Source organism: Clostridium sp. CS001 (assembly GCF_020443565.1).
Classification (GTDB): Bacteria; Bacillota; Clostridia; order Clostridiales; family Clostridiaceae; genus Clostridium_AD.
In genome coordinates, this window is the sequence record NZ_JAIZZN010000005.1 from 35590 (window position 1) to 55109 (window position 19520).

Below are 19520 nucleotides of genomic sequence, written 5' to 3' on the forward strand. Positions count from 1 at the left end.
TTGTACTTAAGTATATCAGTTTTGTTCAATGAACAAATACACAACGATCAATGATCAATTAAGGTTGCCTTTCTGTTATCACAGAAAATTTTTATTCATTGATCATTGATCATTTAATTTATTCCATTGTCCCAAATATATTATACTACAATGATTTCAAATCTTAAACATTGTTGCTGAACAAATTAAATATGTACAAATTCTATTGCTTTTTATTTAAAAAATTATCAATTAATTTTTCTGCCATTCTTTTTTGTGTATTCGCTTTATTAATAAGTAACAATATCATTAGTATTAATTCTATTAATTCTCCTTCCTCTCTTCCCATTTCCTTAATCTTGCCTTTTATAAATTCAGTATCTTTATTTATATCACACTCAAACTCTTGATTTTGAACTTCCTTAATATCTAAAAAGTTATTATATAAATCTTCTAATGAAAGACTTATGCCCTTTGGAGCTTTTGTATCAATAATAGAGTCAAATACTATATTAATATCACTTATTGATATAGTTTGTTTTAAATTATAAATAAGGGTAAGCAGTATCATGTGTTCATTAGTATATTTCTTATTTTTTGCTGGCATAAGAACTTTGCCTTTAGTATAGTTATTAATCATGGTTTTTGTAAGAATCTTATCTTCTTCATTTCTTTTAAGACTTGCAAACTTTTCATTAAAGAAAGTTGTAACTTGGTCCATATATAAATCTACGCAAGGTATTTCCATTAAACTAATATCTTTCGCGCCCACAATCTCTTCAACTAATTTGTTTAAGCTTTCCTTGTTATAATCCACTTTTCTCACCTCTTCTATATCATATATCATTAATTACTAGCAATCTATAATTAATAATATTATTTCATAATATTTTCAGCATTTCTAAGCTACATTGCGTAACTTAACAGTAATTTAGATTATTGCCCAAATTTGCTTGAAATTTGCCCATTACCATTATTGATATTTATAATCTTTCCTTGTAGTATTGATATATGCACAACATAGTTTTCAAAACTACGTATAGTATTATTGTAGCTGGATAGCATATATTTAGATACATATTAAAATAGTTTTATTTTACTTTTATATTATTAGCTTTAAATGATAAATTATAATTTAAAAAGGGAGTGAGTAATTTGCTATCAAAATTTAGAGAACCTATAAGTAGCCTTACACATTTAGTTGGAGCTTTTTTATCCTTAATTGGATTAATACTTCTGATTAAATATTCCTTGGACACCTCAAATTTATATAACACTATCATACTTGCAGTATTCGGCATAAGCTCAATACTACTTTACTCTGCGAGCTCGACCTATCACAAGTCCTTATCTTCAGCAAAAGTTATAAAAGTACTTAGACGAGTAGATCACTCAATGATATATGTTTTAATTGCAGGAACATACACTCCTATATGCCTAATTGCTTTAAAGGGAACCGTTGGAACCTTTCTTTTCTTAGGTGTTTGGCTTTTAGCCTTTATAGGTATTCTACTTAAAATAGTTTGGTTTGATGCTCCTAGATGGCTATATACAGGGTTTTATATTTTAATGGGTTGGATTTCTGTTTTTGCCGTTGTACCTATTATAAGAGCTATATCCTTAGGTGGTTTTATGTGGCTACTAGCTGGTGGACTATTTTATACTGTAGGTGGAGTTATTTATGCCACTAAATGGCCAAAAATCAACTTGAAGCTCTTTGGATTTCATGAGATATTTCATATTTTTATAATGCTGGGCAGTCTTTGTCATTTTGTACTTATGTTTAAGTATATAATGCATATCAGCTAAGTCTATTGTTGTAATATTTATTATCAAATGATAGAATTATAATTAATAGTTAGGCACATTAAAATAAATAGACTAGCGTACTGACTTGTTGTTTATTTAAATACACCTAATCTCATTTACTAATTTTATTGAAAGTAGGGATGTCAATTATGATGGATTTAACAAAGGGGTCAACTTTTGAAGAGTACTTAGAAAAAACAAAACTAAAATATGGTGATATACAACTTACAGCTTATAATTCTACTAATTTATCTTCAGCTACTAAAGAATCTTTGCAAAAATTAACTTCCCCTGTTAATGTTGCAATCTTTTCTGAAGGCCACTGCCCTGATTGCATTGTTACATTGCCTTTCATTAAGAGAATGTCAGAAGAAAATAAAAATATAAACTTATATGTGTTTCCAAAAACCGGATATGAAAGTTTCTTAGAGGAATGTACTGGCGACAAACGTATTCCAACTATCATAACTTTTGATAAAGAAATGAATCCAAAGGGAGCCTATGTAGAATTACCAAAAAAACTAGTAGAAAAAATGATTCCATTAAAAATTGAAGAAAAGAAAGCTCTAGTTAATGATTATAGACAAGGTGAGTATAACTCTATTATCGAAGAAGAACTTTTAGAAATTCTACTATAAATCCTGAAAAAGTACAAAAGACCTTAATGTAATATATGCATTAAGGTCTTTTGTACTTTTCTATTTTCAATTAAACTCTATTTAGTCCCATTTCTCTTGCTACTCTCATTACTTCATTTGATACAGCCTCGCAAACTCTAGGGTCAAAGGCACCTGGAATTATATAGTCTTCAGATAAATCTTCACTGCTAATTAAATTAGCAATTCCCCTAGCCGCACCGAGTTTCATCTCATCATTAATTTCTTTTGACCTAACAGCTAAAGCACCTTTAAATATTCCCGGAAAAACTAAAACATTATTTATTTGATTTGCAAAGTCAGATCTTCCAGTGGCAACTACCGTAGCTCCTGCTTCCTTTGCAAGTTCTGGCATAATCTCTGGTGTAGGATTAGCCATAGCAAAAACTATACTATCTTTATTCATAGTTGAAACCATTTCTTTTGTTAAAGCTCCCGGTGCAGATACCCCTATAAAAACATCCTTATTCACAATTACTTGCTCTAAGGTGCCTCTTTCCAAATCTCTGTTTGTACTTTTAGCAATTTCCGCTTGAGATGGGTTTAAAATAGCATCACCTTCTACTAAGACGCCATGCTTATCACATAGTAATATATGCTTAGCTCCTGCGCTAAATAATAGCTTACATATTGCAATTCCTGCAGATCCCGCTCCATTAATAACTATCTTTGCTGTTTCTAGTTTCTTATTAACAAGCTTTAATGCATTATAAAGTCCTGCTAAAACAACTATTGCTGTCCCATGTTGATCATCATGAAATACAGGTATATCTAATTCCTCTTTCAATCTTCTTTCAATGTAAAAACACTCCGGTGCTTTTATGTCTTCAAGATTTATGCCTCCAAATACTGGAGATATCAACTTAACAGTTCTGATAATTTCTTCTGGGTCTTCAGTATCTAAACATATTGGGAAAGCATCTATACCACCAAATTCTTTGAATAGCAATGCTTTACCTTCCATTACAGGTAGTCCTGCCTCTGGTCCGATATTACCAAGTCCTAGTACTGCTGTACCATTAGTAACTATTGCTACTGTATTTCCTTTTATAGTATAATCATAAACCTTGTTTTTATCCTTTGCAATTTCTAAACAAGGCTGCGCTACCCCTGGAGTATAAGCAACAGCTAAATCATGTTTATTTTCAACTTTTACCTTTCCAATTACCTCCAGTTTACCTTTGTTTTCTTTATGCATCTTTAATGATTCTTCTTGTATCGTCATATAAAATCCTCCTTATTTTTCTGTATGCTAGAAAACCCGTCTTTCGCGATGCTACAATTACTATTTTCCATTTAAAAATTCACAGTAAGGTGCTATAGGGCACTCATCGCAATTAGGTTTTCTAGCCTTACATACTTTTCGTCCATGCCATATTATATAGTGATGAGCATCACTCCACATATTTTTAGGAATGTTTTTCATAAGTTCCTGTTCTACATGTTCAACATCTTTTCCTTTGGCAAGACCAATTCTTTTTGAAACTCTAAAAACATGAGTATCTACAGCAATGGCCGGGATACCAAAGGCATTAGATAATACCACATTAGCAGTTTTTCTACCTACTCCCGGAAGCTCTATAAGCTCTTCCATGGTATCAGGTACCTGTCCATTATATTTTTCTAATATAATTTTCGTAGCTGCTAGTATATTTTTGCTCTTATTATGATAAAATCCGCAGCTCTTAACCTTTTCTTCTAGCTCTTCTATAGATAAGGTAATCATTGCTTGCGGTGTATTATACTGCGCATAAAGATCCTTTGTAATAATATTTACGCGTACATCTGTGCATTGTGCTGATAATATGGTAGAAACTAAAAGTTCATAATGATTTGTAAAATCCAGCCCACACTTTGCTCCTTCATAGGTTTCATTAAGAATTTCAAGCACTGCTTTTATTGTTTTTTTGTTCACATATATCACCTACTATTCAAACTATATTCTTATGCTTATTCTATCACAATATACATAGAAATAAAAATACGCCGTTCACCCCAATACCAAGGCAAACGACGTATAATTAAATATTACTTAGTTCCAATTCCTTTTGCTTTTAATTTTTCAAGCATATCAGTAGTCATTTTTGCTAAATCATATTCAGCTTTAAAACCCCACTCATTTTTAGCACAAGTTGGATCAATTGAATTCGGCCATGAATTAGCGATGTTTTGTCTTATTGGATCTACATCATAAGTCATTTCAAATCCTGTAATATGTTTTTTAATTTCAGCAGATATTTCTTCTGGCTCAAAACTCATAGCTGTGATATTAAATGCATTTCTGTGTATTAGTTTTGATGCATCAGCTTCCATTAATTGAATTATTGCATTTACTGCATCTGGCATATACATCATATCCATTTTTGTTCCTTCACCAATAAATGAAGTGTACTTACCTGACTTTAATGCTTCATAATATATATCAACAGCATAGTCAGTTGTTCCGCCACCTGGAAGAACTTCATAAGAAATTAATCCTGGGAAACGTACTCCTCTTGTATCAACTCCAAATTTGTGGAAGTAATAATCACATAATAGTTCTCCTGCAACTTTATTTACACCATACATAGTTGTTGGTCTTTGAATAGTATCTTGTGGAGTATTATCTTTAGGAGTAGATGGTCCAAAAGCACCTATAGAACTTGGTGTAAAGAACTTACAATTAAGCTCTCTAGCAACCTCTAAAGCGTTTACAAGTCCTCCCATGTTTAAATTCCAAGCAAGCAATGGTTTTGCCTCAGCAGTTGCTGACAATAAAGCTGCTAAATGGATTAATGTATCTATTTCATATTTTTTAGCAAGTTCAAGCATTGTTTTATGATCAGTTACATCTAATAATTCGAAGGGTCCTGTTGTAACTACTGGGCTACTCTCTATCTTTCTTAGGTCTGTAGCTATTACATTATCATTACCATAAATTTCTCTCATCTTCATTACAAGTTCTGATCCTATTTGTCCTAAAGCTCCTGTTACTAATATCTTTTTCATAATATTACCTCCGTATTTAGCTGAATTATGTACAATATTTTAATATTTAACGATACTTAATATAGCCTCTAATAAATAAAGGTTATATTAAGTCATATCTTGTTCTATTTTATTATGTTCATTTCTCTACCAACTTTTGCATAAATAGCTAAAGCATTATCTAGCATTTCTTTTGTATGAGCTGCTGAAGGCATATTTCTTACTCTTCCAGCTCCTTTGGCAACTGTTGGGAATACTATTGATTTTGCATAAACTCCTTGTTCAAAAAGCTTCTTACTAAATTCTTGAGTTTTAATCTCGTCTCCTATTATACATGGAGTAATTGGAGTTTCACTATTTCCAATATTAAAGCCAAGTTCTTTTAAACCTTTCTTTAAGTAATTTGCATTGTCCCAAAGTTTATCATGAAGCTCAGTGCTTTCTGTAAGAATGTTGATAGCTTCAATAGCAGCACCCGCTGCGCCTGGGGTCAGTGATGTTGAAAATAGGAATGGTCTACCACGAACCATTAGCCAATCAATTAAGTCCTGTGTTCCAGCCACATATCCACCTACAACTCCAATAGCCTTTGATAAAGTTCCCATTTGGAAATCTACTTTATCTGACAATCCAAAGTGATGAACTGTACCAGTACCTTTTCCAAGTACTCCTGAACCATGTGCATCATCTACATATGTTATTAAATCTAATTCTTCTGCAATCTCAACGATTTCTGGAAGCTTTGCAACATCGCCATCCATAGAGAATACACCATCTGTAATAACCATGATTTTTTCATATAAACCTGATTCTATTGCTTCTTTTGCCTTATTTCTTAAATCTACCATATCAGAGTGTTCAAATCTTATGATTTTAGCACCAGATAATCTACAACCATCTATTATTGATGCATGGTTTAAAGAATCTGAAAGAATTGCATCTTTTTTATTCATTACTGCTGAGATTGCGCCCATATTGCAATTGAATCCTGATTGAAATGCAATAGCTGCTTCTGTATGTTTAAATTTAGCAAGTTTCTGCTCTAATTTTGTATGAATTTCTAATGTCCCATTTATTGTTCTAACAGCGCCTGCTCCTGCACCATATTTCTTTGTTGCTTCAATAGTAGCTTCTATCATTCTAGGGTTAGTAGCAAGGCCCAAATAATTATTTGAAGATAAGTTTATTAATTCTTTATCTCCAATTGTAATAACAGGTCCATTTGCACCTTTCAGTACATTTATCACATTATACAAACCTTTGCTTTTTAAATCTTCTAAGTTTTCTTTTAAGAATTTTCCTAGCACTTTACTTCCCATAGTAACATACCTCCAACCTTTTATTTTGTAACTTGTTATAAGCATTGATTAAAGTTTCACACTTAATAACAGTTCTATTATATATCATTTATATACAAAATACCTAATTAAATTATAAAATTTACTATAATTTAATGAATATGTTGCATATATATGCTTGAATTATTTGAATATTTCTCACTGAAAGGTTCTATTATATTCATTTTATTATATTTCTGAAAGTTTTCCATCACTTTTACCAGTTCGTATTATTCTTGCAAAAGAGCAATGAATCCTTAAATATAAACCTATAAAATCTCTGTAACACATTGAAAAAAAAACAAGATTTCAGGTTTCAAACCAAAATTCTTGTTTTAACATTTCCTATTATTTATTATTACCTATTTCGTATCGGAATATACTCCCCTATATTGTTCAGGTAGTAGCACTGCTATACTTGACATTATCCCATGCATAGCTCTATCATGATACTGATTTTTGTCTTCATCCTCATGTTTGTCTAGGATTTCAATAGGATCACCAATGTTTATATTCACATCTGCATAATTAAACTTCTCAGATGCCATGTCATTGTCATTAATGGGAAGTAACTTTTCCGTTCCCCAAATACCCATTGGAATAATTGTTGCCTTTGACAACTTGGCCATTAATAAAAGACCCTTTTTCGCCTCAATCATTTTACCATCTCGACTTCTAGTACCTTCTGGAAAAATCATAATATTGCCGCCTTGCTTTAGTGTGTTAATAATTTTGGATATAGCATCCTTATCCGCGGAATTCGGCTTAATATTTATAGTCTTAGCTAAGTGAAACCCTAGTTTCGTAAGTTTATTGTCTGTTAGCTTTACACCTGCAACAAAAGTTACATTATAGTCTTTTAGTAGTCTGCACATAACTATTCCATCTGCATTACTTAAATGATTGCAGATAAATATTTTAGGCGATTGAACCTTATTGATCTTTTCCATTCCTTGTGTTTTAATATTTGCATACTTATTAATATATGAATCGATTAACTTATTTGCTATAAATGCCACAACTTTATCTGGCAAAATATCTATTAATTTTAACATAATCGGAGAAACCATTATAAATCCACCTTTCATAAATAATAATCATAGCATTATTATAATTTGAAAAACTTTAAAAGTCTATAATAATAATCCCTTATATAAGGTGATGTATCTCCTTGTATATCTATAATTTTATTTCTTTCAGTAGAAATCGCATTAATAATTGCATTCCTTTTAATTATATTTTTACCTCTCCATCCACAAGATGTCACTTTATACTTGTCTTTAAATCGTTGATTATCAATATTTATTAACCCTTGCAAGTCAATTTCCTTCATATATTCATAAGGCTTAAATTCCTTAATAGGACTAACTTCAATTTCCCTGTTGTATGGACACACCCTTTGACAAGTATCACACCCAAATAGTCTACCATTTAATTTCTCAAACCAAGAGTCATCTATATCCTTTTTCTGTGTTATATAAGATAGACATATATTTGCATTATTATTTATTCCTTCTTCTCCTTCCACTATGGAATTTGTAGGGCATGCCTTTAAGCAAATTTCACAATCACTACATTTTTGTCCGAGAGGCTTGTCTGGTTCCATTTTTAAATCTGTTATAATTTCTCCTAAAAAAACATATGATCCATATTTCTCTGTTATCAAAGTGTTATTTTTTCCTATGAACCCCACTCCACTGCTATATGCAATATATCTCTCTGGTAATGCGTTGCTATCTACAAAATGCATTGCTCTTGCTCCCATACTTCTAATGAATGCGCATATTCTGTCCATATACTCAGTTGTAACGCAGTGATAATCCTTTCCTATTGTATATTTAGAAAAATGAGTCCCTTCACTAAACTTCAAATCATGCATATATGGAAATACAACAGAAATTATAGTTTTCCCCTCTGGCATATATAAAAATGGATTTATCCTCTTTTCTATACTGCTTTCCTCAAATTCGTTTTCTAATTTAAGATTTTTTCTTTTGTGAAAATAAGGATTTAGCTCATGAAAAATCCTACATTCGCTAAATCCTATTACATCTAACCCATTTTTTTTGCAAAACTGAATTATCTCTTCCTTATTATCCATCTTGTCATCCCTTTTATATTATCATATCGTTGTATATTCTTTTAGATTTTCCTACATAATCCTTAATCTCTATTATAGTCATTGGCTTCTGAAGAATCATTCTTGCTGGAATACCAACTGCTGTGGTATTAGCTAATAAATCCTTTAAAACCACAGCATTAGCACCAATCTTACTGCCACTTCCAATTTTAATTGGACCCAGAACCTTTGCACCTGACCCTACCACAACATCACTTTCTAAAGTAGGATGCCTTTTGCCAGTATCCTTACCTGTTCCACCTAATGTAACTCCTTGATATAAGGTTACATTGTCACCTATTTCTGTAGTTTCTCCGATGACTACTCCCATCCCATGATCTATAAATAATCCTTTTCCTATTTTAGCCCCAGGGTGAATTTCTATTCCAGTAAAAAACCTAGCTATCTGAGATATGCTTCTAGATATAAAATAAATTTTATGGTTATATAGAAAGTGAGCCACTCTATATAATATTATAGCATGGATAGATGGATATAATAATATTACTTCAATGAAGCTTTTAGCCGCTGGATCTTTCGCTAATACATTTTTAATTTCATATTTTAACATTTTAAACATACAATCATTCTCCTATAGAATTTATTCATAAATTCCCATGGAAATATACTTTTCTCCACCATCTGGTGAAACAGTAACAACTTTTTTGCCTTTGCCTAACTTCTTAGCAATCTTTATAGCTGCTGCAATATTAGCTCCCGTTGAAATACCTACTAATATTCCTTCTTCTTTCGCCATTAATTTTGCCATTTCAAAGGCCTCTTCATCAGATATTTTCATTATTTCATCCACCACACTCCTATCATAAATATCTGGTACAAAACCTGCACCTATTCCCTGAATTTTATGTGGTCCAGGCTCTCCCCCTGATAATACTGGAGATTTTTCTGGTTCTACCGCAACTATTTTAATTCCTATCTTCATTTCCTTTAATCTTCTTCCTACTCCCGTAATTGTGCCGCCAGTTCCTACTCCAGCTACAAATATATCTAAATCTTTTACATCTTCCATAATTTCTTCTGCCGTAGTATCGTAGTGTTTTTCAGTATTTGCCAAGTTATTAAATTGTTGTGGTATAAAAAACTTAGAATTTCCTTCTGCTATTTCCCTTGCCTTATTTATAGCACCTTTCATACCTTTTGTTCCATCAGTAAGCACAAGTTGCGCTCCATATGCCTTAATCAAGTTTCGCCTTTCAACACTCATGGTTTCTGGCATAACAATTATTACTTCATATCCTTTAATTCTACCAATCATAGCCAGTGCAATTCCTGTATTTCCACTAGTTGGCTCAACTATAGTATATCCATCTTTTAGTAGACCGAGCTCCTCAGCTTTTTCTATCATGCCAAGGGCCGCTCTGTCTTTTATACTTCCTGCTGGATTAAATTTTTCTAGTTTTACAAAAATATCGGCCATGTCACCCTTTACTAATTTATTCAACCTAAGCATTGGTGTTGATCCTATCATATCTAAAACGTTATTATACATCATAATAATATCCCTCCAAGTTTAAAATAATTAATTTCAAAAAATTTTTGAATACAAAAAAAACTCCCTCTATTTTAGAGACGAAGTTTTGCTTCGTGGTTCCACTCTAATTTATAATCACAAAAGTAATTATAAGGCCACCTTTTTCAAGCACAGCGCTATGCTCTATCACAATAACGGGTGAATCCCGATGCAGCCTACCTGGTCATATTTAAATAAATAACAATTAAATGTACTTGTTACTTACCCTTATACGACTAATTCGGTGCATAACTCCAAAGGGCACTTCATATAAGTTTACCATAAGAATCTCTCAGCTTTAGACTCCCTCTCTGTATGTTTTCCTTATACTACTTTCCTTTTTCTAAGTATTTCCTAGTATTTTAGTATGGATTGTTTTTGCTTTACTATATTGTATTCCCAAGAACTTAATATGTCAATACTACTTTGCTTTTTTATATAACTTTTTTTAAATGCAAATAGTACTAATCCACTAACTTCAAAATTACAACTTTGGCACAACTTTAATAGTCTTTATAAAATAAAAAACTGTTAGAATAAACTAACAGTAATATGCATGAATAACAACGTTTAAAGTTCTATATATTAAAGTTCTTTACATACTCTGAAGTCCTAATACCTACCTCGCTGCTTTGTTTTACTACTTTCTCAGAAAAATTATATCCAAAAGTTACATTTCCACAGGCAAAGATTCCATCTATATTAGTTTGTAAATTCTCATTTATTTCAATTATGCCTGTAGATGGATTAATTAGTACTCCTGCTTGATTTGCTAATTCATTGTCTGGATATAATCCTACAGATAAAAGTAATGCATCACAAGGAATATATTCCTCACTACCTTTGACAACTTCATTATTATCTACTTTTGCTATAGTAACACCTTCAATTCTAACCTTTCCTTGAATAGCAGTAACTTTATACTTTAACTTTAAGGGTATATTAAAATCACTTAAAGAAGTAACTAGTCTTTTATCAATAGCATCAATAAAATCCTTACTTTCAACTACAGCTTTAACATTTGCACCTTCAATTGCCAATCTACTAGCAACCGTTAGCGCAATATCTGCTGTACCTAATATAACTATTTCCTTACCCGGCATATAACCTTCTATGTTTATAAACTTTTGTGCAGACCCTACAGTGTATATCCCTGCGCATCTACTGTCTTGAAGATGTGCAAAACCTCTTGGTCTCTCTCTGCACCCAGTAGCAATTATTATAGCCTTAGCTGTAATTTTAAAGATTCCATCATAAGCATTTACTGCATTAACTTCTTTAGTATCACTTAAATTTAAAACAGTGGTATTTAATTTATATGAAATTTTAAGTTCAATAACTTTATCTATAAACTTCTGCACAAACTCTGGTGCTGTTAAGTTTTCATTAAAAATATCCTTGCCAAATCCATTATGAATACACTGATTTAAAGCTCCACCTAATTGATTTTCCCTTTCTAAAATCAAAACACTGCATCCATAGTTTTCTTTAGCTGAAATAGCAGCTGCAAGGCCTGCTGGTCCACCACCAATTACTACTATGTCATATTGCTGCATTGCAAACCCTCCAGTTACAAGACATCTTAAAAATAACTAGAAAACTATCTAGCATGTTTTTAAGATATCTAATATTAAATTTGACCTTTGATTATATCTAAACGTAAAAACCTGTGAAATTAATTTCACAGGTTTTGTTTGGCAGGGGTAGTAGGACTCGAACCTACAACCAATGGTTTTGGAGACCACTACTCTACCAATTGAGCCATACCCCTTTATTACATTCATATTGTAACATGTTATCTTTAAAGATGCAAGTATTTTTTTATCTTTTTAATTTATTAAGAAACATGGCAAATATATCTTGTATCACTTCCCATGTTTCTTAATCTAGCTTAGTATATCTAAATCATCACCTACGGTGCTGCAATATTAACGACTTCAGAAGGAAATTTAAACTTCTACTTTAGTTTTTTATTTGTTATAAAGTGTAATGCCCATTTATAGAAATTGGCCACTTACCTTCTGAAATGTCGTTAAGCTATTGAACTTTAAAACCCGCTGCTTTTACTTTTACAACAATATCATCAAAATTATCAGTATCAAGTCTTACAATAATTTCTTTAACATCAGTAACACTTTTCGGATCTACAATTACAAAGCTAATTATATCACCTTTATTTTCAGTTATTATCTTTGTAAGTTTAGAAACTTGTCCTTGAATATCATAAGCTATAACAGCTAATCGCTTGCCTTTGTTAAGACCAAACAGTTCAGTGAATTGATGGAATATAGCATGATGTGTAACTATTCCCTTAAACTCACCAATGTTATCCACTACAGCAACAAATGAAACATTTTTTGTTTCCAAAAAGTGTGCTGCTTCTTCTACTTCCTGCATTGGATTAATAATTGGGACATCAGTTCTCATTACATTTTCAACTACAAAGTCAGATAATAAACATTTCTTATCAACGCATTTTTCATAATAATAAGTATAAATTCTTTCTTTTGAAATTGTTCCATAGAATTTATTATCTTCAACTACAGGAATTGATAAGAAGTTATTCATATCCATAATTTCTAAAGCTCTACCTATAGTTACCTTTGGTGTTACTGTAATTAATTTTTCTTTTGATAGCATCAAGTTATTAACAAACATTATATTCGCCTCCTTAATAAGGTATATATGTTATTATACCTCATCTTGTAATCTAAATACAATCAATTATCTACTACTTGATTTATAATTATTTACTATTCCATTCTAGCTTAATAGTATACAACAATTCTATATATTATAGGTAATCTCCATATTGCCTTTTCTTTTTATATGTTTTAGGATAAAATATTTAGTGAGGTGAAACTTATGGAATTAATAGTAACAACAGTTGATGAAACTTATAAAGTTGGAGAACAATTAGGTGCACTTGTAAATCCAGGTGATATAATATGCTTAATTGGTGATTTAGGTACCGGAAAAACTCACTTAGCAAAGGGAATTGCAAAAGGATTAGGTATTGACGATCATATTACAAGTCCTACTTTTACAATTGTAAATGAATATACAGGCCGTTTAAAATTAAATCACTTTGATGTCTACAGGGTAAATGACCCTGATGAAATAGAAGCTATAGGCTTTGATGAGTATATATTTAGCAATGGAGTCAGCATTATTGAATGGGCAAATTATATTGAAGATTTGATTCCACCCGAAAACTTAACCATTACCATAGAGAAACTTCCTGATCTTTCAAATGATCACAGAAAAATTAGTTTTAAATATTCGAATAAAAGATATGATTATATAAAGGAGATAAAACTATGAAGATCTTAAGTCTAGATTCTGCTACAGAATCAGCAACCTGTGCAATCCTTGATGATAACAGAATCCTTGGCGAAATAACTTTTAACTATAAAAAACAACATTCTTTGGTGCTTATGCCTATGATTGATGAGTTATTTAACAACACAGGACTAAATATAAGTGATATTGATGGCTTTGTAGCCTCAAAGGGCCCCGGTTCCTTCACTGGCCTTAGAATAGGAATGTCCACTATTAAGGGTTTAAGCCAAGGCACGAAAAAACCTTTTGTAACTATATCCACATTAGATTCTTTAGCCTATAACTTAGCCTATACACCTGGAATTATCTGCCCAATACTAGATGCCTTAAGAGATAATGTTTATACAGCTTTGTATAATTTTGATAACTTCAAACTCACCCGCACTAGCGACTATATGAATATCTCAATAGACGAATTAATAAATATGCTTAAAGAGAAAAATTGCAATATTTCCTTTGTAGGAGATGGGACTTTCAAGTTTAAAGAAAGACTTATGGATCATCTAAGTGGAATCAGTTTTGCTCCAGCACATTTAAATTTAGCTAAGGCTTCCTCCTTAGGAGAATTAGGGCTTAATCTCTTATCTAAAGGAATGGAAGATGATATTTATGCCAGCGTGCCAATTTATCTTAGAAAACCTCAAGCTGAGCGCGAATATGAGGAAAAGATGAGGCAAATGGAAAATGAGTAACGATTTTAAAATTTACCCTATGGATAAGTCATCTATTAATTCAATACAGAATATTAGCGAATTAAGTTTCCCCATTTCCTGGAGCATTGAATCACTTGAAAGTGAGCTTGATAACAAGTTTGCTAAGTATGTTGTATTAAAAAATGGTAATTCTATAATTGGTTATGGAGGCATGTGGGTAATTATAGACGAGGCCCATATTACTAATGTTGCAGTTCACCCTGATGCTCGCGGTGTTGGTGCTGGAGACATGATAGTTGAAGCCCTGTTTAGAATTTGCAGAAAACATAAAGTTACAGGAATAACCTTAGAGGTTCGGAGTTCGAATTTTGTGGCTATAAATCTATATGAAAAACATGGATTTGAAAAAGAATGCATCAGACCTCATTATTATGAAGATAACCAAGAAGATGCAGTGATTATGTGGAATAGGAACCTATAAAAGGCCAGCAAAAAAGGCTAGCATTTCTGCTAGTCTTTTGTATTAATTGCAAGTTTTTCTAATTGTTGCTTTCATGTTTTAGTTTCATGTGTTCTTTATGAAGTACGGGAGATACTCTCTTATATAAAGCTAATGTTAATATAGATACTATCAATCCTTTAAGTAAATTAAATGGAATAATAGACCAAAGAATAAATGAATTCAAATCTACAATGTTAGGATTTAATGCTGTTCCCATTTTTACAACAACAGTTACAGGGAAACTTAAAACTTTTTCGTATAATGGAAGAACAACATATATATTTAATATTCCTGCAAAGATAGACATTACAATTGAACCTATTAATAAGGCAACAATTGCTCCATTTTTGCTTTTTCTAATCTTATATACATATCCAGCTACGTATACTAAACATCCTCCAACTAAAAAGTTTGCAAGTTCTCCAACGAAAGCTGTTTTTCCTGCTAGCATTCCGTGCAATATGTTTTTAAACAGTTCAATAATAACTCCTGCTACTGGTCCTAATGCAAAGGCTCCTAGAAGCGCCGGTAAGTCGCTGACATCAATTTTTAGAAAATCTGGAAATATCGGCAATGGTAATTCAATGTACATTAAAAGAAAAGCCATAACAGATAAAAGTGAAATTTTGATTAGTTTAACAAGTTTTTCGTCTCTCATTTTTATACCCCCTAATTGAATATACCTTCTAGGGATGGATATAATAAAAACCCCAACATAGAACTATGTCAGGGCAAATTCACATATATCTCATCTTCTTTCATCCAGACTATACTGTCGGCTTCGGAATCAAACCGAATCTGCCTTACGGCTCGCGGGCTTTACCGCCGGTGGGGAAATTCGCCCCGCCCTGAAGATTATCAAATTTTTATTTTTACAACTTAATTATACATGCCTTTGGTCAAAAAAACAACATATTAATTATTGATTTTTCATTGATAGCGATATTCTTTTTCTTTTCTCATCAACTTCCAATACACTAACCTCAACTATATCTCCAACCTTTACTACATCTAATGGATGTTTTACAAATCTATCCGATAACTGACTTATATGTACAAGCCCATCTTGATGAACTCCGATATCAACAAAAGCTCCAAAATCAGATACATTTCTTACAGTTCCCATAAGTTTCATTCCTGGTTTAAGATGAGACATATCAACTACACCTGTTTTTAATATAGGTTTAGGTAATTCTTCTCTTGGGTCTCTACCAGGTTTTTTAATTTCCTTAATAATATCCTTTAGTGTTGGTACCCCAATCTCCAACTCTTCAGCCAAGGTATTTATATTAAAGTTACTCATTCTTTCATCAATATCCTTAAAGTTTAAAGATTTAAGTTCATCTTTTGAATACTTTAAAAAATCCAATAATTTTTTTGTAGCTACATAGGACTCAGGATGAATTGAAGTATTATCTAAAAATTCCTTACTTTCCATAACTCTTAAAAATCCTGCACATTGCTCGTAGGCCTTTGCGCCTAATCTTTTTACTTTTAATAGTTCTTTTCTAGATATAAACTTACCATTTTCTTCTCTATAAGCTACAATATTTTGAGCTATAGATGGATTTATACCAGATATATAAGATAACAAAGAAGACGTTGCAATATTAAGGTCTACCCCTACAGCATTAACGCAGTCTTCAACTACTCCTTTTAAAGATTCATCAAGCTTTTTAGGTGCAACGTCATGTTGATATTGGCCAACCCCTATAGCCTTAGGATCAATTTTTACAAGCTCTGCTAAAGGATCTTGAAGTCTTCGACCGATAGAAATAGCTCCCCTTATTGATACATCTATGTCTGGATACTCTTTAGATGCAAGTTCTGATGCTGAATATACAGATGCCCCCGCTTCTGAAACTATAACATAATACAAATCCTTTGAGCATTCAGCTTTAAGCTCTTTAATTATCTGCGCTAAAATTTCTTCGGACTCACGACTTGCTGTTCCATTACCTAAGGATATTACTTCTACATTATGTTTACTTACTAAATCTTTTATAATACCAATAGACTTTTGAACTCCATCCTTACTTCCTGCAGTAGCATATACTGTAGCTATGTCTAAGAGTTTACCAGTCTCATCAAGTACCGCTATTTTACACCCTGTTCTAAATCCTGGGTCAAATCCAAGTACTACCTTTCCTTTTATAGGCGATTGCATTAAAAGGGCTTTTAAGTTTGCCTTAAAGATTTCAATAGCTCCTATTTCACCTTTTTCTGTTAACGAAGATCTCATTTCTCTTTCAATTGAAGGGAAGATAAGTCTTTTTACAGTGTCTATTATACTTGCCTCTATATACTTATCAGTTTCATTATTTCCTTTTAAACATTTACCTCTTAAATATTCAACTATCTTATCATTATCTGCTTTTACTTTTACAGAAAGTACTTTACTATTTTCGCCCCTATTTATAGCAAGAATTCTGTGTGGGGGAATAGATTTTATACCTTCCTTATACTCATAGTACATTTCAAATGGCGTAGTATCATCGCTGCTACCCTTAGTTTCTATACTCCCTTGGCTATAAACTAATGCTCTAATCCATTTTCTATAATCGGCTTCATCTGAAATCATCTCGCTTATAATGTCTTGTGCGCCTTGGAATGCCTCCAAATCGCTATTTACTTCTTTTTCCTCACTTATAAATTGCTTAACATATTCATTTATATCGCCTTTAAACTCTCCACTAAAGATAATTTCAGCAAGTGGCTTCAATCCCTTTTCTACTGCAATTGTAGCTTTAGTTCTTTTTTTGGGCTTAAAGGGTCTATATATATCCTCAATCTCTGTAAGCGTCTCGCATTTTTCTATTGATTTCTCTATTTCTTCTGTTAGTTTCTCCTGCTCTCCAATAAGACGTATAACATCCGCTTTTCTTTCCTCTAAGTTTCTAAGATATATTAGCCTCTCTGTAAAGTTTCTAAGTATAATATCATCAAGTCCACCAGTTCTCTCTTTTCTATATCTAGCTATGAAAGGCACTGTGTTACCTTCATCTAACAACTCAATTACACTTTGTGACTGTTCTTTAGTTATTCCAAATTCTTTAATTAACCTACTCTCTATATTTCCCATGTTTTTTAGCTATTCCTCATAGCACATCGAAACAAATAACCACCAACTACGTTAATTTGTTTATATCTGCATAAATAGCCAACCCTCCTCACAAATTTATATTTTAATTTAATTGTCTAATTTACATATTTAATCATACCCATAATTATATACTCATATCTATATAAAATATAGTAAGTATTAGGAGTCGTTATATGAAAAAAATAATCTATACATGTTTTCTAGCTCTTTTCATCTTATTGTTTATTTATAGTTCCCATGTATATTATACCCTATATACATTCAATCCTACAAATGTATACCAAAATATAAAGTATATCTCTTCGGACCAATTTAAAGGCAGGCTACCTGGAACTTTAGAAAATCAAGAAATTGCTACTTATATCAATACTGAGTTTAAACGCAGCGGCTTAACTCCTTATAAGGGAACAGAATTTCAAAACTTTAAAGTGATGTATCCAAAGAAGATTTCAAAGACCCCCTTCTTAAAAGTATCAGATGTGGAAGGAAATGTTGTAAAAAATTTTGTTTATAACAAGGATTTTAAAGAAGATATGTTAAACTTTAAAGTCAATGAACTAAATTTCAGCAAAAGTAATATTACGAAGGTAAAAAGTGACCACATTGATGTCAGCACTGCCGAAGGTCTCTTTCTGTTTTTTGTTCCTTGTAAAAATGATTTATCCTTTAGAAGTTCCTTTATTTCGGATGCAAATTATAATATGTATATAATGGTTACCAATGAGACACTTGTAAAGCTTAAAGAATTCATGGATATGAACTACTCCGTTGATTGTTTTATTCCTTTTGAAGTTTCCGAGGCAAGTATAAATAACGTTATGGGCTATTTAGAAGGTAGCGATACCTCTATTCCACCAATAATTGTTTCTGCACACTTTGACCATATTGGCACGGATTTAAATGGCACTATTTATAATGGTGCACTAGATAATGCATCTGGGCTTTCCTTTATGCTGGAAATGAGCAAGTATTTAACTTCTCTTGGCAAACCTTTCCGAAGTATTCTTTTTATAGGCTTTAATGCAGAAGAGTTCGGATGTTTAGGTTCAAAAGCATTTATTTCAGAATACAAAGATTATATAAAGGATAGTAAAGTTTTTAATTTTGACATGATTGGTGGAGATATCGGTGTTCCACTATGCATAATGGGAGGAAAAAAAGACACTGATAAAACCCCCCTAATAAAATCAGTTTCAAGTACCTGCAAAACAGAAAAGATCTTCTTCAATTACCTTTTTGAAGATGCCAGTGACCATGAAGGTTTCAGAAAGCAAAACATCGATGCTATAACTTTCTGTGACAATGATGTAAGTCGAATACACACTCCAAAGGACACTTTTGAACATATTAATTTAGAGTCTATTGAAAGATGCTATACCGTAGCCTCTGAGGAACTTGTAAAATCCTCCTTTAAAGGTAGCTTTATTATTATAAATTATAAAGAATGCTTTGTGATTTCTATCCTTGGAATTTTAATATTTACTTTACTTTATAAAAAAAAATACAAAACTAAGCTTTAAAA

General features: G+C 31.9%; 19 protein-coding genes, 1 tRNA gene and 1 riboswitch. Of the genes, 6 read left to right on the forward strand and 14 right to left on the reverse strand.

The window, feature by feature from the left end; all coding sequences use genetic code 11:
- Positions 1-202: 202 nt before the first annotated feature.
- On the reverse strand, positions 203-796 hold the full coding sequence (locus tag LGK97_RS05030) for a DUF1836 domain-containing protein (protein ID WP_226258661.1): 594 nt from the start codon (positions 794-796) through the stop codon (positions 203-205).
- Positions 797-1134: 338 nt separating this feature from the next.
- Between LGK97_RS05030 and trhA the strand changes: the two genes are divergently transcribed.
- Positions 1135-1788 (forward strand): PAQR family membrane homeostasis protein TrhA, encoded by a 654-nt coding sequence (gene trhA, locus LGK97_RS05035; protein ID WP_226258662.1) that lies wholly within the window; start codon positions 1135-1137, stop codon positions 1786-1788.
- Between the two features lie 149 nt (positions 1789-1937).
- Positions 1938-2426 carry a thioredoxin family protein gene (locus LGK97_RS05040; protein ID WP_226258663.1) on the forward strand — a complete coding sequence of 163 codons (489 nt, stop codon included), beginning with the start codon at positions 1938-1940 and terminating at the stop codon, positions 2424-2426.
- A gap of 70 nt (positions 2427-2496) precedes the next feature.
- On the opposite strand, the gene LGK97_RS05045 is transcribed toward LGK97_RS05040, so the two are convergent.
- The 11 genes from LGK97_RS05045 to LGK97_RS05095 form a co-directional block, all read right to left on the reverse strand.
- On the reverse strand, positions 2497-3669 hold the full coding sequence (locus LGK97_RS05045; protein ID WP_226258664.1) for an NADP-dependent malic enzyme: 1173 nt from the start codon (positions 3667-3669) through the stop codon (positions 2497-2499).
- A gap of 60 nt (positions 3670-3729) precedes the next feature.
- Entirely contained in the window at positions 3730-4359 is a 630-nt protein-coding gene (gene nth / locus LGK97_RS05050) for an endonuclease III (RefSeq protein ID WP_226258665.1), read from the reverse strand.
- Positions 4360-4472: 113 nt separating this feature from the next.
- Positions 4473-5432, reverse strand: a complete 960-nt coding sequence (locus tag LGK97_RS05055) for an L-threonine 3-dehydrogenase (RefSeq protein WP_226258666.1) — start codon at positions 5430-5432, stop codon at positions 4473-4475.
- A gap of 104 nt (positions 5433-5536) precedes the next feature.
- Positions 5537-6730: a glycine C-acetyltransferase gene (locus LGK97_RS05060; RefSeq protein ID WP_226258667.1), complete on the reverse strand. Its 1194-nt coding sequence runs from the start codon at positions 6728-6730 to the stop codon at positions 5537-5539.
- Between the two features lie 380 nt (positions 6731-7110).
- A complete protein-coding gene (locus LGK97_RS05065; RefSeq protein WP_226258668.1) occupies positions 7111-7818 on the reverse strand; it encodes a lysophospholipid acyltransferase family protein in 708 nt (235 codons plus the stop codon).
- 38 nt (positions 7819-7856) lie between these two features.
- Entirely contained in the window at positions 7857-8849 is a 993-nt protein-coding gene (gene queG / locus LGK97_RS05070) for a tRNA epoxyqueuosine(34) reductase QueG (protein ID WP_226258669.1), read from the reverse strand.
- A gap of 13 nt (positions 8850-8862) precedes the next feature.
- Entirely contained in the window at positions 8863-9447 is a 585-nt protein-coding gene (epsC, locus tag LGK97_RS05075) for a serine O-acetyltransferase EpsC (RefSeq protein ID WP_226258670.1), read from the reverse strand.
- A gap of 21 nt (positions 9448-9468) precedes the next feature.
- Positions 9469-10380: a cysteine synthase A gene (gene cysK / locus LGK97_RS05080; RefSeq protein WP_226258671.1), complete on the reverse strand. Its 912-nt coding sequence runs from the start codon at positions 10378-10380 to the stop codon at positions 9469-9471.
- Positions 10381-10976: 596 nt separating this feature from the next.
- Positions 10977-11954, reverse strand: coding sequence for an NAD(P)/FAD-dependent oxidoreductase (locus LGK97_RS05085; protein ID WP_226258672.1), 978 nt, complete (start codon positions 11952-11954; stop codon positions 10977-10979).
- 139 nt (positions 11955-12093) lie between these two features.
- Positions 12094-12169 (reverse strand) — tRNA-Trp (locus LGK97_RS05090).
- A 266-nt stretch (positions 12170-12435) separates the two neighbouring features.
- On the reverse strand, positions 12436-13056 hold the full coding sequence (locus tag LGK97_RS05095) for a CBS domain-containing protein (RefSeq protein WP_226258673.1): 621 nt from the start codon (positions 13054-13056) through the stop codon (positions 12436-12438).
- A 207-nt stretch (positions 13057-13263) separates the two neighbouring features.
- Between LGK97_RS05095 and tsaE the strand changes: the two genes are divergently transcribed.
- The 3 genes from tsaE to rimI are packed head-to-tail and all read left to right on the forward strand — an operon-like array spanning position 13264 to position 14874.
- Positions 13264-13722, forward strand: coding sequence for a tRNA (adenosine(37)-N6)-threonylcarbamoyltransferase complex ATPase subunit type 1 TsaE (tsaE, locus tag LGK97_RS05100; protein ID WP_226258674.1), 459 nt, complete (start codon positions 13264-13266; stop codon positions 13720-13722).
- Positions 13719-14432, forward strand: a complete 714-nt coding sequence (tsaB, locus tag LGK97_RS05105; RefSeq protein WP_226258675.1) for a tRNA (adenosine(37)-N6)-threonylcarbamoyltransferase complex dimerization subunit type 1 TsaB — start codon at positions 13719-13721, stop codon at positions 14430-14432. The genes tsaE and tsaB overlap by 4 nt, the downstream gene beginning before the upstream one ends.
- Positions 14425-14874 carry a ribosomal protein S18-alanine N-acetyltransferase gene (gene rimI, locus LGK97_RS05110; RefSeq protein WP_226258676.1) on the forward strand — a complete coding sequence of 150 codons (450 nt, stop codon included), beginning with the start codon at positions 14425-14427 and terminating at the stop codon, positions 14872-14874. Before tsaB ends, rimI begins: the two co-directional genes overlap by 8 nt.
- A 58-nt stretch (positions 14875-14932) precedes the next feature.
- Here the strand turns inward: rimI and LGK97_RS05115 are convergent, their stop codons facing one another.
- The gene (locus LGK97_RS05115; RefSeq protein ID WP_226258677.1) at positions 14933-15553 is read right to left on the reverse strand and encodes an ECF transporter S component; all 621 of its coding nucleotides are present in this window, start codon (positions 15551-15553) and stop codon (positions 14933-14935) included.
- Between the two features lie 88 nt (positions 15554-15641).
- A riboswitch (FMN riboswitch) is annotated at positions 15642-15755 on the reverse strand.
- Between the two features lie 59 nt (positions 15756-15814).
- Entirely contained in the window at positions 15815-17977 is a 2163-nt protein-coding gene (locus LGK97_RS05120) for a Tex family protein (RefSeq protein WP_226258678.1), read from the reverse strand.
- 194 nt (positions 17978-18171) lie between these two features.
- On the opposite strand from LGK97_RS05120, the gene LGK97_RS05125 reads away from it, so the two are divergent.
- Complete coding sequence (locus tag LGK97_RS05125) at positions 18172-19518, forward strand: M28 family metallopeptidase (RefSeq protein ID WP_226258679.1); 1347 nt, start codon at positions 18172-18174, stop codon at positions 19516-19518.
- The last annotated feature ends 2 nt before the right edge of the window (positions 19519-19520 follow it).